The organism is Mesorhizobium sp. M1D.F.Ca.ET.043.01.1.1 (assembly GCF_003952385.1).
GTDB lineage: Bacteria > Pseudomonadota > Alphaproteobacteria > Rhizobiales > Rhizobiaceae > Mesorhizobium.
Genome location: NZ_CP034444.1, coordinates 2,632,082 through 2,645,246 on the forward strand (window position 1 = coordinate 2,632,082; position 13,165 = coordinate 2,645,246).

Genomic DNA, 13,165 nt, shown 5'->3' on the forward strand with positions numbered 1-13,165 from the left:
ATGCCTGGTTCTGGGGCGGATTCTTCAGTTCAGCAGCGCTCAACCGTCTCTCCTCATCTGCCGAGGCTTGTGGCTATGCATCAGGCCAACTCGGCGAACAGGCTGTTGGGGCCCGTCTTCGTGATTCGTACGTCGATAATGTCACCGATTCCGCCGGCCTTGTCGTCAACAATTACCGGCTGTAGCCAGGGCGAGCGGCCGACGATCTGACCGGCACGCCGGCCGGGCTTCTCGATCAGCGTGCCGACGGTGCGGCCGACCAGGCTGGCGATGAACGCCCGCTGCTGCTCGTTGATCAGCGCCTGCAGGCGCTGCAGCCGTTCGTCCTTCACGGCTTCCGACACATGGCCGTCCATCTCGGCGCCCGGCGTGCCGGGACGCGGCGAATATTTGAACGTGAAGGCCGAGGCGTAATTCACCTCGCGCACCAGCTTCAGCGTCGCCTCGAAATCCGCTTCCGTCTCGCCGGGAAAGCCGACGATGAAGTCGCCGGACATGGCGATGTCGCCGCGCGCGGCGCGGATGCGATCGATGAGGGTCAGATAGTCGCGTGCCGTATGCCTGCGATTCATCGCCTTCAGTATCCGGTCGGAGCCAGACTGCACTGGTAGATGCAGATAGGGCATCAAGGCGGGCAGGTCACGATGCGCGGCGATCAATTCGTCATCCATGTCGCGCGGATGGCTGGTCGTATAGCGCAGCCGCGCCAGGCCGGGGATTTCCGCCAGGCGGAAAAGCAGGCGTCCGAGGCCCCATTCCTCGCCGTTTTCGCCCTCGCCGTGCCACGCATTGACGTTCTGGCCGAGCAACGTCACCTCGCGCACGCCGGCCTCGGCGAGGCGCCCGGCCTCGGCGACGATCTGCGCCACGGGACGCGAGACTTCCGAGCCGCGCGTATAGGGCACGACGCAGAAGGTGCAGAACTTGTCGCAGCCTTCCTGCACGGTGAGGAAGGCGGTAACGCCGCGCTTTGCCACCTCGGCCCGTTTCGGCTGCGGCAGATGCTCGAACTTGTCCTCGATTGCATAGTCGGTCTCGACGATCTTCTGGCCGCCGCGGACCCTCGCCAGCACATCGGGCAGGCGGTGATAGGTCTGCGGGCCGATAACGAGATCGACCGCTGGCGCGCGGCGGATGATCTCGGCGCCCTCGGCCTGCGCCACGCAGCCGGCGACGCCGATCAGCAGCTCGCGCCCGGCCACGGCGCGCTCGGCCTTCATGTCGCGGATGCGGCCAAGCTCGGAATAGACCTTTTCCGCCGCCTTCTCGCGGATATGGCAGGTGTTGAGCAGCACCAGATCGGCGTCCTCGACGGCGTCGGTCGCGACATAGCCGTCGGCGGCCAGCGCATCGGTCATGCGCTGGGAATCGTAGACATTCATCTGGCAGCCATAGGTCTTGACGAAGACCTTTTTTGCCGCCGGGGCAGGGCTCGCCACATGCTCGGGGGCCGTGCCGATGTCGTGGCTTTCGATCGTGTTCAATTCCATCGGCCGGCTTCTAACGCCTTTCCGTGACAAAAAACAGACGATTCTGGCTGAAGCGCGTCGTGCTGCATGGATTCAGCCGGCGCGCTTCAGACTTTGTTTTGTGCATGTCGTTGCCCCAAAAACCGCTACACACTTTTGGGCGACATGCATCGATTCAGCGGCTTGGGCGCGGTTCGGCGAGCGCGGCCTGCATCATCTCGCGCACCTTGGCTTCCATCAATCTCGCCGTTTCCTTGCGGTTCGAACCCTTGGCGAACGGCACCGGATCGCCGAAATGCACCTCGGCATCGACCGCGCCTTCAGCCAGCAGCACCTTCAGATGCGGCATCAGATCCTGGTCGCCGATCCAGGCGGCCATCGGGCGGTGGCGGCGGCCCATCGGCACGCCATGCACCCGCGTATAGGCGATCGCCACCGGCTGGATGAACACCTGTTCCGCCGCCCCTTCGGAAATCGCCATCGAGGCCGCGCCGAACAAGGTGCTCTTGAACGGCAGAACCAGATTGCCGTCGCCGGTCGAGCCCTCGGCGAACAGCACCATCGCGTCGCCCTTGGCCATGCGCCTGGCGATCTCGCTCGCCTGGTCGCCGGAGCTGCGCTTGCGCTCGCGCTCGATGAAGACGGTGCGCTGCAGCTTGGACAGCATGCCGATAAGCGGCCAGCCCGCCATGTCTGCCCTGGCGATGAACTTCACATCGACAAAGGAGCCGAGCACCATGATGTCGGTCCAGGAGATGTGGTTGGCCGCGATGAGCAACGGGCGCTCCCTGGACAGCGCGCCCTTGACGTGAACGCGAATGCCCAGCGCCTTGAGGATCATGCCGTGCCAGATCCTCAGGACGACCGTCTCCGGCCAGAGCCTGGTCTTCATCGACAGGAGTTGCAGCGGCGCCAGCACCAGCGTGCCGGCGGCGACAAGGGCGAACGCCAGGAAAGTCCGCAATCTCTTGATCATTCGCTCCCGCCCTGTGGCGCCGTCTGGCTAGCGAAGATCGCGGCGCATGACAAGCGCGCCGGTCGGGCCGTGCTCGGTCGACCGGTAGTAGTTCGGACGCTGGCCGACCTGGCGGAAGCCGAGCCTGCGGTAGAGCGCGATGGCCGGCTGATTGGTCTCGTCGACTTCGAGGAACAGCGCCTCGGCGCGCTGCGCGTGCAGTTCGCGCAACACCGCATCCATCAACTGCCAGCCGAGCCCCTGGCGGCGATGCGCGCGGGCCACGGCAACGGTCAGGATCTCGCCCTCGCCCGCCGCCAGCCGCGCCAGCACGAAACCGACCGGAGGTTTCGATCCCTGTCCTGTCTCGCGCGCGGCGTAGCCGAACACGGTGTCCTGCTCGAGCAGCGCCGCAAACTCACCATCGGTCCAGGGCCGGACAAAATCCTCGCGATGCAACACCGAGATGGCGGCGCTGTCGGCAACCGTCAGCGGCTCCAGGGCATAGTCCCTGCGGCGCGGCTGAAAGAAAGGTATGCGCATCAGGACTTTTTTCCCTTTGGCCCATGATCTTTTCCAGAATCCGGCTTTCCGGCTTCATGGCCCTGCCTCGGCAGAATGAAGCCGGCCTGCGGCTTGGCGTCAGCGCCGCGCAGATAGAGCGGCTTCGGCTTTTCGCCCGCCCCCTTGGCTGCGGCCAGCCGGGCATAGGTGGCGATGTCCGCCGTGGCAACGGCCGGCCCGATGTCGAAACCCTGTCCGGCCGCGGCGGCAATCAGCGGCGCGGCGGTGCCGGCAAGGACTGCTTTCGCATCGACCGCCATTGCGGTCGCATCGGAAAGCGTGGCCACCGATGGACCGTAAGTCAAGACTAACGCTTTATCGAAAAGAACGGCATGGATTTCCTCGCGGCCGGCGTCGAGCGCGGCAAGCACGTCTCGCCCGGGAAAGGCATTTGCAGCCTCCGCCGCCAGCGCTTCCAGCGTCGTCACCCCGACGGCCGGGATTTTCAGGGCCAGCGCAAGGCCGCGCGCGGTCGACACGCCGACGCGCAGGCCGGTGAAGGAGCCTGGGCCGATCGAGACAGCGACGGCGTCCAGCGCCTGATAACGGATCCCGCCGGCCTTCAAGGCGGCCTCGATGACGGCCATCAGATGCTCGGCGTGCCCCTTGCCGAGGTCGAGCACATGGCGACCAAGCTCGATGCCCGCGCCGGCGTCATAGACGCAGGCGGCGCAGAGACTGGCGGCGCAGTCGATGGCAAGCAATTTCATACGGGCAGCTTCATATTGGCAGCTTCATGGGGCCGGTTGACGAACACCTTCCCTCTGCCCGGCATGGCCCGCCGCCGCAAGTACCAGGCGGCATAAATGTTAAGCGGCTTTGCTTCGGCCGTCAGGCAGCGGCCGCAATGCGCAGCATGTGATTGTCCCAGACATAGTCGGGCTCGGAATGCGCGGCGCCGGCACCGCCGACGATCGCCCCGGCGCCCGTCGTCGCCATGTAGCCGGCGCCGTCCGGGGCCAGGCCGCAAACCTCGACAAGCGACCTGGTCGCGACCACGCGTCCGCTGGCGGCGTCGATGACGGCGAGCGAATTTCCCTCGGGCGAGGTGACGGCGACCGTGCCGGCAACGGGATTGGCGGCGACCGAGCCGATATAGTTGCGGAGGCCCGAGAGCACGTCCTGCGGCATCTCCAAGAGCTCCAGCTCCTTGCCGCGCGCGGCGCGGCCGACCAGCGCCGGACGGTCGGTCGCCGGTCCGCGATACTGGCAGCCTAACCAGACGGTGCCCGCCTGGTCGCGGTCCATGTGGCGGATCGAGAGCTGGTGCAGCGCCGGGGGCAGCGCATGCTTTTCGATCAGGTCGCCGGTGACGCGGTCGACCAGCGTGTAGGAGGGCTTCATGGTCGCGATGTTGAGCTCGGCGCGGCCGAAATCCGGATGCGTCTCGATGCCGCCATTGGCGATGGCGAGCGTCCGGCCGTCGCCGAGCAGCAGCAGCTCGTGGGGGCCCATGCCGTAGGTCGGGAACTCGCCGACGCGGTTGAATTTCGCCTTCGCGTCATAGACGCCGACGACGCCGGCGGCATTGTCGAAATCATTCTCGGTCGCATAGAGCAGCCCGCCGTCGGGCGAGAACACGCCATGGCCGAAGAAATGCCGGCCGGCGATGCTGGCGATGGTCAACGGCTTCTCGCGGCCGGCATGGTCGAAGACGACGGCGAAGGTGCCAGGCTGGCGGGCGAAGACGACCGAGCGCTTCGACACCGGATCGAAGGTGACGTCGTGGCCGCGGTCGGGCAGATCGAGGGTGTGCAGAACCTTGCCGGCCTCGGAGAGCACGGCGGCGCCGAAGCTGCCGTCGCGCTTGACGAAGGCGGTGGCAAAGACGGCATCGGCTGCCAGCATGTCCGCCCAGGCGCGCGGCGCCATGGCGGCGGCGAAGCCGGCGCCGGCGGCCTTCAGGAAATCGCGGCGATCGATGAGTTGCGTGCCTCTCCAAGCCATCGATCAATCCCCGTCAAGCGAGGAAAAGCCGGCGGTCAGGCCGAATTCCGCGGTCATCCTGGTGCCGAACAGGGTCGACAGGCTGGACGTGATCAACGCGAAATGCTCGAGCTTGTCGCGCAGCGCCGGATCGGCGAGCGCCTTGTCGATCGGGCCGTTGGCGGACTTTGCCGTGGCCACGCCGTTGACGAGCTGAATGTGGATGGATTCGGCCATCCACCGCGCATCGGCGGGCAGCGCGTCACCGAGCTTCGAGGCCTGGAACAACTGGTCGATGCCGGTGAGATTCCCGGCCAGCGAAGTCGTCGTGCTCTGCGAGCGCCAGTAGATCGCCTGCTTCGGCTTGTCGGCGTCCGGCTTGGCGCCAAGAAAACCCTTGAGCCGCACGTCGCGGATCATCTCCAGCTCGTTGATGAAAACGCCTACCAGTTCCGTCACCGCTTCGGTGCCGTCGCGGTAAAGCGGGTTCTTTGGTCCCGGATTGGCCCAAAGCGAAGCAAAGCCGTCGGGCTTGTTCCAGGCGTCGCGGACCTCGCCGGCGATCGTTTCGATGTTGCCGGCCACCGCCGCGCCATAGGCGCAGCGATAGGGCTCGTCCTTCTTGGCAAGCACCTCGGCGCCATCGCCGAACAGCACATATTCCAGCGCGCCGAGGCCCTGCATGGCGACGCTCTTTCCCGCCAGCAGCGCCGGATCGGTGGCGGAGGGATCCTTGGCGGCGAGCGTCGCCTGCACCTGCCTCAGACCGATGCTCTTGCGGTCCGGCCAATAGAGCATGCGCTCCAGCCGGTTGTTGTCCTTGATCGGTCCGAAGGCGATGATCTCGGCCACCGACCAGGTCTCGACGGTGGCGGAAAAATCCGTGCGCGCCGCTTCGAGATTTTGCTCGGACGGTGCCGCGCAAAGCTGGCGAATCGCCTTGGTCAGGCTCGCGGCACGATCGTCGAGACTGGCATAGGCCGGGCGGACGAAGCCATCGATCGCGCGTCCGATGACATCGGAGGCCTTGACCGCGGCGGACGCCGGCCACGCGGCGGCCAGAAAAAGCGAAAGAGCAAAGGCGGCTGCCAGGCGTTTCGACATCAGAGCGACTCCAGGAATTTGATCAGCGCGGCGCGGTTCGCGGCATCGGCGGCGGCAAAACGGTCGCGCGCCTTCCGGCCCTCGCCGCCATGCCAAAGGATCGCCTCTTCGAGCGTGCGCGCGCGGCCGTCATGCAGATAGAAGCTGTTGCCGTTGACCGTCGCGGTCAGGCCAATGCCCCAGAGCGGCGGCGTGCGCCATTCGCTGCCGCTCGCTTCTCCCACGCGCTGCCCGTCGGCCAGCCCCTCGCCCATGTCATGCAGCAGAAAATCGGAATAGGGCCAAATCAGCTGGAAGGCCTGCGCCTTGTTGGGCGTGCCGCGCAGCGTGACGAATTTCGGCGTGTGGCAGGAAATGCAGCCCTTCTCATAGAATTGCTTCTTGCCGGCAAGGACCTCCGGCTTGCCGAGATCGCGCCGCGCCGGCACCGCAAGGTTCTGCGAATAGAAGGTGACGAGGTCCATGACCGGGGGCGGCGCTTCCGCCGCGCCCAGGCGCTGCTGCACGCCATTCGGCATGGCAAGGCAATGCTTTTGCGCGTCGGTGCAGTCGCCCCAATGTTTGGGCACCTCCGGCGTCGAGATGCCGATGTCGCCGGCAAAGGCATCTGCCGTCTGCTGACGGATCGATGCGGCCTGCGCCTTCCAGCCGAAGCGGCCTAAGGTGATCTCGCCGCTCAATTCATCGCGCACGATGTTGGGCCTGCCGGAAATGCCGTCGCCGTCGCGGTCGTCCTGATCGGCATGCGATTGGATGTCAGCCGGAGCGATCCGCTCAATCAGGCCGAGGCCGATCATCGGCGGCGTCAGGCGCGGCGACAAAGTCGTGCGCGGATCAAGCGGCCCATAGGCCAGATCCTCGACCGAGTAGCTGGGCCTGCGCAGCGACACGACGGCGCCGCTGGCAAGCACAACCTTCTCTTGCGCATAGTCGACACGCATGCGGCCTTCGCCCTTGAGGCCTGGAACCGCGAGCTCCTGCAATTGCGAGCCGTAGACCGGATCGGGGAAGTTGAGCGCCTTGTGGTCGGCAAGCGCGGCCTTTTCTTCCTCGCTGCTCGCATCGCGCGCAAGCCGCAGGAACATCGACGTCGAGCCGATACCACCTTCCGGCGGACGGCCGCGGCCGTCCTTCAGATGGCAGTTCTGGCAGGCGCGTTCGTTGAACAGCGGGCCGAGCCCATCGGAGGCTTGGGTCGACGACGGCGACGACACCCAATTCTTGCGGAAAAGCGCGTTGCCGAGCTTGAAGGTGCCTTCTTCCTCGAAGGTGATGTTGGCGGCGGATTGCGAGAAGGCATCGCGGTTGACGTCCTTCTCCGACGTGCCAGCGCCGCCTTGCATCAGCTCGAACGGCTCGGGCTTGGAAAAGTCCGTGGTCGGCCTGGTGACGGCCAGCACCCGCGCCTGATCCTGCGGCGTCAGATCGGCGCGGCTGGAGGCGAAGCCCACAGGGCCCGGCTCGCCGGCGATGGCGGAAGCAGAAAATGCAAGTGCCAGCAAGAGCGAAGCCCCACGACAATTCCGGTATCGCGGGGTCTTCTGAGGCGGCGGGCCAACACCTTTGGCCCGCCGCGAGCGGCGCGAAAAATCTATGGGGCGCCGCATTCCCGCACGTCCTTACTCCGCCTCGTTGGCCGAGTCGGCGTTGAGCTGGCCGTACTTCTCCTCGCCGATCGAGGCGAGCAGGTCGAGTTGCGTCTCGAGGAAGTCGATATGGCTTTCCTCGTCCGCCAGCAGGTCCTCGAAGAGCTTCATCGACACGTAGTCGCCCTCGTCCTGACAGATCTCGCGCGAGCGCTTGTAGGACGTGCGGGCGTCATATTCGCCGGCGAGGTCGGATTCGAGCACTTCCTTCACGTTCTGGCCGATGCGCAGCGGCGCGACGGATTGCAAGTTCGGATGGCCTTCGAGGAAGATGATGCGGGCGACCAGCCGGTCGGCATGATGCATTTCCTCGATCGATTCCGCCCGCTCCTTCTTCGCGAGCTTGGTGTAGCCCCAGTCCTCGAGCAGACGATAGTGGACCCAGTACTGGTTGACTGCTCCAAGCTCCAGAAACAGGGCCTCGTTAAGCCGCTCGATGATCTGCGGATCGCCTTTCATGGAATCTGCTCCCGTATTGGACCCGCAAGCCTCTCACGCGGTCCAGGTGATCCGCGCCGCTCCCCTCTGAACGGGCGTGGTAGTTCTCGGTGACCCGAATGATCGTTTCCACCACATTTGGGAAGCAGCCGCAACAGCGGCCGCGCTTGCGCATGGCATGATAGACCTTGGCCGGCACAATAAGCTGCCAGGGATCTTCATCCAGCAGACCGATGATCGTCTGCTCGATCTCCTTTTCGGTGATGATGTTGCAATGGCAGATCAGCATTTACTTGCTCTGGCTGACGGCGCCACTCCGGCGCCGTTTGGCTTGTTTCTCAATCGGGCATGATCTTGGCCAAAAACCGGCTTCCACTTTTTGGGGTCGTACCCGGGTCTTACTTGAACACCTTGGCTTACTTGAACACCTTGTCCGGCGCGTCGAGGCTGTCGGAGCCCTCAAAGGCGATGGCGTTGAGCTTGAGCGAACCGACGGCGCGCTCGACCGACTTGGTCTGGTCGATCAGCGCATCGATTGCCGCCTGCACGGTGGCGTTGCCTTCGGTGTTGCCCTCGGCGATCTGCTGGTCATAGGCTTCGCCGGCCAGCGCGCGCGCCTTGATCGCTTCCATCCTGGCGACCGTCACGTCGAGCTTGTCCGACAGCTCCTTGTCGATCGCCGGGTCGGCGGCCTTCACCATATCCGCCACCGACGGACCGGAAACCACGGTGCCATCGAGCCGCGTGTAGCTGGCGTGATATGCGGCGCGGATGCCGACGGCGTCGTAGAGATGCGAGTTGTAGGTGTTATCGGAGAAGCAGTCGTGCTCCTCCTCCGGATCGTGCAGCAACAGGCCAAGCTTCATGCGCTCGCCGGCCAGTTCGCCGTAAGAGAGCGAGCCCATGCCGGTGAAGATGGTGGAGATGCCGGCGTTCGGCTCGCCGTCGGCAAGGTTCTTGCGCGCCGCGCCGTCTTCCTTCCAGTTGTTGACCATCTCCTGCAGGTCGGACACCAGAAGGTCGCTCGCCGACTTCAGATATTGCGCGCGGCGATCGCAGTTGCCGCCGGTGCAGTTCTTCAGATCGTAGTCGGTGTAAGGCCGCTCGCCGGCGCCGGGACCGGTGCCGTGCAAGTCCTGGCCCCAGAGCAGGAACTCGATGGCGTGATAGCCGGTCGCGACATTGGCCTCGACGCCGCCGGCTTCCTGCAGCGTGCCGGAGAGGAATTCGGGCGTCAGTTTCGAGGCGTCGACCTTCTTGCCGTTGATCTCGATCTCCTTGTTGGCGATGACGTTCGCGGTATAGAGCGAGTTCTCGTCCGACTCGGTGCCGTAGCTCTTGGCGACGTAGTCGATCAGGCCTTCGTCCAGCGGCCAGGAATTCACCTTGCCTTCCCAGTCGTCGACGATCTTGTTGCCGAAGCGATAGACCTCGGTCTGCTGGTAAGGAACGCGCGCGGCCTTCCAGGCCTCGCGGGCGGCGTTGAGCGTCTCGGCCGAAGGCTTGGCGATGAGCGCGTCGACGGCCTTGTCGAGCGCCTGCGCGGTGGTCAGCGAATCCTCATACTTTGCCAGCGCGATGTCGGCATAGGCCTTGATCACCGCCTTCGGGTCCGTTTCGGCTTTCGCCGGCAGCACGAACACGGCCGCCGTGAGCGCCGCGGTGGCGCCGATCGCGGCAAGCCTGCTGCCCCAGCGTGGCGCAATAATCCGCGGCGAAATTATCGCTTTCATCAATCCCATCTCCTCAGAAATTCAATGACATAGGTGCGCGGCTGCAGGCGCGCGGCGCCGGCGCAGGAACCAATGAGCCGAAAGGCAAAGTTGCCGCGCAATGGCGCGGCCAGTCAGCAAAAGACACCGAAATGCCTCCAATCGAAAGGGTTCAAGGCCCAGACATCAAAGGAATGCGCCAGGAGCGCGGCCCTCCATAAAGCGGCGGAAAGGCCGGAAGTCAACTGGAGAGGCAGAGAAAATTCAATTGAAACAACAGTTTAGAATTATTCTAAACTGCAATTATCAACTTTAACCCCGGTATCGGCGCCGAACATCCGGATTGACAGGCGGCCATTCTGGGTGCGACCGGGACCAGGGCTCTTGCGGCGGCGGCGGACAATCGCCACCTGGCGGAAGATCCTAGATTCGAAGGCAAAAAGGGCTGCGATGAAGAACGGGGTGGTCATTGTCGGTGCGGGTCATGCCGGCGTGCAGGCGGCCGCGAGCCTGCGCGAGGAAGGCCATGACGGACCGGTCATCCTGATCGGCGCCGAGAACGAACTGCCCTACCACAAGCCGCCGCTGTCCAAGACCTTCATCAAGGATGCCGAGGCCAGGCCGCAGCCGCTGCGCGGCGAAGCCTTCTATTCCGGCAATGCCATCGATTACCGGCCGGGCGTTTGGATCGACAGGATCGATAATGGCGCGCGCAGGCTCGACGTTTCCGGCGGCGCCGCAATTCCCTTCGACCGGCTGGTGCTCGCGACCGGCGCGCGGCCGCGCCTGCTGAAGCTCGAGGGCGTGGAGCTCGCCGGCGTGGTGTCGCTACGCTCGCTGGCCGATGCGCGGCTGATCCGCGAGCTCAGCGCGCAGAGCGAGGACGTCGTCATCCTGGGCGGCGGCTTCATCGGCCTCGAAATCGCGGCGACGCTGAGGGCCGCCGGCCGCAAAGTCACCGTCGTCGAGGCCGTCGACCGGCTGCTCGGCCGTGCCGTTGCGCCGGTGATTGCCAGCCATGTGCGCCAGCGTTTGGAAGCGATCGGCGTGCGCATCCTGACCGGCACCACGGTTTCCCGTCTGGAAAGCCAAGGCGGCCGCGTCTCGGCCGCGATCATGTCGAGCGGCGAGCGGCTGCCGGCGCAGATGGTGGTCATCGGCATCGGCGTGGTGCCCAATGTCGAGCTGGCGGAAGCAGCCGGCATTGCGATTGGCAACGGCATCCGCGTCGACCAGCATATGCAAAGCTCGATCCCCGAAATCCTCGCCGTCGGCGACGCCGCCTCCTACCGGCACTGGTTTACCGGCGGCGACGTGCGGCTGGAATCGGTGCAGAACGCCAGCGACCAGGCGCGGCTCGCCGCGCGCACCATCCTTGGCCATGCCGAACCCTTCTCGGCCGTGCCATGGTTCTGGTCGGATATCGGCGACATGAAGCTGCAGATGGTCGGCCTGACGCAAGGCGGCGACAACCATGTCGTGCTGGGCGAGCCGGCCGAGAACAAGTTCTCGATCTACCACTATGCCGGCAACCGGCTGCTCGGCATCGAATCCGTCAACCGCCCGGCCGACCACATGCTTGGCCGCAAGATGCTCGGCGCCGGTTTTTCGCCGGCGCCGCAGACGGTCGCGGCAGGACCGGATGCGCTGAAGGCGGCGCTCGCGGCGTTCAGCCAGGACGAGCCGGCAAGAGCGGCGGGTTAGGCCGCGCGAACATCCCGGATCGAGCTCTCCAGGATATCCAGCGCCTCGGTCATGACGCCGTCCTGGATGGTGATCGGCGACAGGAAGCGGATGACATTGCCGTAGACGCCGCAGGTGAGCAGGATGAGGCCCTTGTCGAGCGCCTTCAGCCGCACCGCGTTGGCGAATTCGGCCGATGGCAGGCCCTTCTTCACGTCGTTGAACTCGACGGCGTTCATGAAGCCCGGGCCGCGGATGTCGACGATCTCCGGCACATCCTCCCGGATCGATTCCAAACGCTGCTTCAGCCTGGCGCCCAGCGCATTGGCGCGGTCGCAGAGCTTTTCCTCCTCGATGACATCGAGCACGGCATGCGCCGCGGCGACGCCGATCGGGCTGCCGCCGTAGGTGCCGCCGAGACCGCCGGGGCCGGGCGCGTCCATGATCTCGGCGCGGCCGGTGACGGCCGACAGCGGGAAGCCGCCGGCGAGGCTCTTGGCCATGGTGGTGAGATCGGGCGCCACGTCATGATGCTCCATCGCGAACATCTTGCCGGTGCGGGCAAAGCCGGTCTGCACCTCGTCGGCGACGAGCAGGATGCCATGCTGGTCGCAGATCTTGCGCAGGGCCGTCATGAATTCACGCGGCGCCTCGTAGAAGCCGCCTTCGCCCTGCACCGGCTCGACGATGATGGCGGCGACGCGGGCCGGATCGACGTCGGCCTTGAACAGCTTGTCCAACGCGGCAAGCGAATCCGCGACCGAAACGCCATGCAGCGCGACCGGGAACGGCGCATGGAAGACGTCGGCCGGCATGGCGCCGAAGCCGACCTTGTAGGGCACGACCTTGCCGGTCAGCGCCATGCCCATGAAGGTGCGGCCATGGAAGCCGCCGGAAAAGGCGATGACCGCCTGGCGGCCGGTTGCGTTGCGGGCGATCTTGATCGCGTTCTCGACCGCCTCGGCGCCGGTGGTGACGAAGACGGTCTTCTTGTCGAACTTGCCGGGCAGCATGCCGTTCAGCCGCTCGGCCAGCCGCACATAGCTTTCATAGGGCACGACCTGGTGGCAGGTGTGGGTGAAGCGGTCGAGCTGCGCCTTGACAGCCTCGATCACTTTCGGATGGCGGTGGCCGGTGTTGACGACCGCAATGCCTGACGAGAAGTCGATGTAGCGGCGGCCCTCGACATCCCAGATTTCCGAATTCTCGGCGCGATCGGCATAGATCTGCGTGGTCATGCCGACGCCGCGCGAGATCGACTGGTTCTTGCGCTCGGAAATGGCTGAATTCTTCATCTCATCCCTCATCGGGCAGCCGCGCCCGTTCTGTTTTGATGTCGTCAAAGCCTCTTCTGACCTTATTTCAGGTTTTCCTCAAGTCGGCACATTGGCCCAGTCGATTGGGCCTGCCCCAAAAGCAATTCCAGGAAAAGTGGTAAGCGGTTTTCCGTGCGGAATTGCGTCCAACAAAAAGATGGAGCGGCTCGCCGTTTCCATGAAACGGTGAACCGCTCCGAAGTTGGCCAAGCCGGCGATGAACGTGCGGAAATGGTTTCCTTTTTCCGCTGATCGATTATCCTCATTCTATCCGTGACGTGCCGCCGTCAGGAGCGGCTCCCGCGAGCTGAGGGGAACCATGAGCAGGAACGCGACAACGTCCGCCTTGCCG

Annotated in this window: 13 protein-coding genes; 2 read left to right on the forward strand and 11 right to left on the reverse strand. The window is 65.1% G+C overall.

Translation table 11 applies throughout. The features are described 5' to 3' along the window. Positions 1-80: 80 nt before the first annotated feature. The 10 genes from miaB to EJ067_RS12885 form a co-directional block, all read right to left on the reverse strand. Positions 81-1,382, reverse strand: coding sequence for a tRNA (N6-isopentenyl adenosine(37)-C2)-methylthiotransferase MiaB (gene miaB / locus EJ067_RS12840; protein WP_245468305.1), 1,302 nt, complete (start codon positions 1,380-1,382; stop codon positions 81-83). Positions 1,383-1,644: 262 nt separating this feature from the next. Continuing rightward, positions 1,645-2,445, reverse strand: coding sequence for a 1-acyl-sn-glycerol-3-phosphate acyltransferase (locus tag EJ067_RS12845; RefSeq protein ID WP_126086033.1), 801 nt, complete (start codon positions 2,443-2,445; stop codon positions 1,645-1,647). 27 nt (positions 2,446-2,472) lie between these two features. After that, the gene (gene rimI / locus EJ067_RS12850) at positions 2,473-2,967 is read right to left on the reverse strand and encodes a ribosomal protein S18-alanine N-acetyltransferase (protein ID WP_126086034.1); all 495 of its coding nucleotides are present in this window, start codon (positions 2,965-2,967) and stop codon (positions 2,473-2,475) included. Continuing rightward, positions 2,967-3,698, reverse strand: coding sequence for a tRNA (adenosine(37)-N6)-threonylcarbamoyltransferase complex dimerization subunit type 1 TsaB (tsaB, locus tag EJ067_RS12855; RefSeq protein WP_126086035.1), 732 nt, complete (start codon positions 3,696-3,698; stop codon positions 2,967-2,969). The genes rimI and tsaB overlap by 1 nt, the downstream gene beginning before the upstream one ends. A gap of 121 nt (positions 3,699-3,819) precedes the next feature. After that, the gene (locus EJ067_RS12860; RefSeq protein WP_126086036.1) at positions 3,820-4,935 is read right to left on the reverse strand and encodes a DUF1513 domain-containing protein; all 1,116 of its coding nucleotides are present in this window, start codon (positions 4,933-4,935) and stop codon (positions 3,820-3,822) included. 3 nt (positions 4,936-4,938) lie between these two features. Continuing rightward, complete coding sequence (locus tag EJ067_RS12865) at positions 4,939-6,018, reverse strand: imelysin family protein (protein WP_126086037.1); 1,080 nt, start codon at positions 6,016-6,018, stop codon at positions 4,939-4,941. Further along, positions 6,018-7,625: a di-heme oxidoredictase family protein gene (locus tag EJ067_RS12870; protein ID WP_126086038.1), complete on the reverse strand. Its 1,608-nt coding sequence runs from the start codon at positions 7,623-7,625 to the stop codon at positions 6,018-6,020. The genes EJ067_RS12865 and EJ067_RS12870 overlap by 1 nt, the downstream gene beginning before the upstream one ends. A 12-nt stretch (positions 7,626-7,637) precedes the next feature. Beyond that, the gene (gene bfr / locus EJ067_RS12875) at positions 7,638-8,123 is read right to left on the reverse strand and encodes a bacterioferritin (RefSeq protein WP_126086039.1); all 486 of its coding nucleotides are present in this window, start codon (positions 8,121-8,123) and stop codon (positions 7,638-7,640) included. Further along, entirely contained in the window at positions 8,089-8,391 is a 303-nt protein-coding gene (locus tag EJ067_RS12880; RefSeq protein WP_126086040.1) for a (2Fe-2S)-binding protein, read from the reverse strand. Before EJ067_RS12880 ends, bfr begins: the two co-directional genes overlap by 35 nt. Before the next feature lie 127 nt (positions 8,392-8,518). Next, positions 8,519-9,835 (reverse strand): imelysin family protein, encoded by a 1,317-nt coding sequence (locus EJ067_RS12885; RefSeq protein WP_189510582.1) that lies wholly within the window; start codon positions 9,833-9,835, stop codon positions 8,519-8,521. Between the two features lie 429 nt (positions 9,836-10,264). Between EJ067_RS12885 and EJ067_RS12890 the strand changes: the two genes are divergently transcribed. Then, positions 10,265-11,518, forward strand: a complete 1,254-nt coding sequence (locus tag EJ067_RS12890) for an FAD-dependent oxidoreductase (RefSeq protein ID WP_126086041.1) — start codon at positions 10,265-10,267, stop codon at positions 11,516-11,518. Here EJ067_RS12890 and EJ067_RS12895 read toward each other — a convergent pair. Then, a complete protein-coding gene (locus tag EJ067_RS12895; RefSeq protein WP_126086042.1) occupies positions 11,515-12,792 on the reverse strand; it encodes a 4-aminobutyrate--2-oxoglutarate transaminase in 1,278 nt (425 codons plus the stop codon). The genes EJ067_RS12890 and EJ067_RS12895 overlap by 4 nt on opposite strands. Here EJ067_RS12895 and EJ067_RS12900 point away from each other — a divergent pair. Beyond that, positions 12,776-13,003, forward strand: coding sequence for a hypothetical protein (locus tag EJ067_RS12900; protein ID WP_126086043.1), 228 nt, complete (start codon positions 12,776-12,778; stop codon positions 13,001-13,003). The genes EJ067_RS12895 and EJ067_RS12900 overlap by 17 nt on opposite strands. Positions 13,004-13,165: the final 162 nt, after the last annotated feature.